This is a genomic window from Streptococcus sp. ACS2 (assembly GCF_000525585.1).
Taxonomy (GTDB): domain Bacteria; phylum Bacillota; class Bacilli; order Lactobacillales; family Streptococcaceae; genus Streptococcus.
Genome location: NZ_JALT01000002.1, coordinates 1 through 1,878, shown reverse-complemented (window position 1 = coordinate 1,878; position 1,878 = coordinate 1). Strand labels below are relative to the sequence as shown.

Sequence of the window (1,878 nt, the reverse complement as noted above, 5' to 3'; positions counted from 1 at the left end):
ACAGGTGCACTCGCAGCATTATCAGCCACAACTTCACCTTCTGCTCCAATATAACCGATAACTTCAGTAACTGGTACTGTTTCACCAGCTTGACGGGTAATCTTCAAAAGAACACCAGAATCTTCTGCTTCAAGTTCCATGTTCGTTTTATCTGACATGATTTCAAGAAGGATATCCCCCTCATTAACCACATCACCCTCTTGTTTCTTCCACTCGATGATTTCGCCTTCCTGCATGTCCACACCGAGCTTAGGCATAATAATCTCAAAAGCCATATTTTATGATACTAAGAACGCTAAAATTCGACAGAATTTTAGGAGTTTTACGTTAGTGTGCTTGCACACAAGTAAAACTATCTAAATTCCGAAGCATTTCGTTCGAGTTCAAATCGACTCGAACGCTTTAACGCCCTCTCCTTTCTATTTTAAAACTTCAGTTTTCAGATATTTTTTTACTTAAATCAACAATTCCATTGGATTTTCAATCAAATGTTTTAAATCAACCATGAATTTGGCACCATTCATACCATCTACAATACGGTGGTCAATAGTCAAGCATAGCCCCATGATTGGACGTACGACAACTTCACCATCAACAACAACCGGTGTCTGAATAGTTGCTGAAACACCAAGGATAGCTGAGTTTGGTTGGTTGATAATTGGGTTAAATGACTTGGTTCCAAACATTCCCAAGTTAGTGATAGAGAAAGTAGAACCTGACATTTCTGCCGCCTTCAATTTACCAGCCTGAGCTTTCTTGATGACATCCTTAGAGGCCACCACAAAGTCAGACAAACTCATCTTATCTGCACCATGAACGACCGGTACAATCAAGCCATCATCGAGACCAACAGCAATACCGAGATTAACAAATTTGTGTAATTCGATATTTTGCGCATCATCAATCAAGGATGCATTGAGGTAACGGTGTTCGTCTTTCATAAGGGTACGCACAACTGCCAAACCAATCAAATCAGTGAAGGTTACCTTCATGCCAGTCTTATTCATGATTGGATCAAGGACTTGCTTACGAAGAGCCATAAGGTTAGTCATGTCTACGTCATAGTTAAGGGTGAAGGTTGGCGCAGTTAAGTAAGAGTGCGTCATTCCCTTAGAGATAGCCTTACGCATAGCAGACATTGGGATAACTTCCACACCTTCTGGCAAGACTTTTTCTGGCTTAGCTTCAACCACAGGTGCAGCTGCAGCTTCCTTAACTTGAGCTGGGGCACTGATTGCAAGGACATCTTCCTTGGTAATCTTACCACCAAAGCCTGTTCCAGATACGGTAGCTAATTCAATACCAAGGTCCGCTGCAATCTTACGTGCCAACGGAGTTGCCTTAGGTTGAGCACCCTTAAAGTTCTCAACGTCATCAGCATGAACACGACCTTTTGCTCCAGTTCCTGGAACTTGAGCGAGGTCAATCCCCAACTCACGCGCTACTTTACGTGCTTTAGGTGTTGCACGTACTTTGCCACCTTCGTGTACGACAGGGGCTTGGGCTTGTGCTGCCACTACAGGTGCTTCCACAGTAGCAACTTCTTCAACTTGCGGAGCAGCTTCTGCAGCCGGTGCGCTCGCAGCATTATCAGCCACAACTTCACCTTCTGCTCCAATATAACCGATAACTTCAGTAACTGGTACTGTTTCACCAGCTTGACGGGTAATCTTCAAAAGAACACCAGAATCTTCTGCTTCAAGTTCCATGTTCGTTTTATCTGACATGATTTCAAGAAGGATATCCCCCTCATTAACCACATCACCCTCTTGTTTCTTCCACTCGATGATTTCGCCTTCCTGCATGTCCACACCGAGCTTAGGCATAATAATCTCAAAAGCCATATTTTATGATACTAAGAACGCTAAAATGCGACAG

2 protein-coding genes are annotated in these 1,878 nt (G+C 43.2%); both read right to left on the bottom strand.

Annotated features, from left to right (window positions below):
* A partial coding sequence (locus HMPREF1517_RS00035; protein WP_037598832.1) for a biotin/lipoyl-containing protein occupies nucleotides 1-275 on the bottom strand: 275 nt, incomplete at its 3' end.
* Between the two features lie 180 nt (nucleotides 276-455).
* Nucleotides 456-1,844, bottom strand: coding sequence for a dihydrolipoamide acetyltransferase (locus HMPREF1517_RS00030; RefSeq protein ID WP_037598831.1), 1,389 nt, complete (start codon nucleotides 1,842-1,844; stop codon nucleotides 456-458).
* Between the last annotated feature and the right edge of the window lie 34 nt (nucleotides 1,845-1,878).

Coding starts and splice junctions, on each gene's coding strand:
- HMPREF1517_RS00030 (WP_037598831.1), bottom strand. CDS start 1,844: ATGGCTTTTGAGATTATTATGCCTAAGCTCGGTGTGGACATGCAGGAA.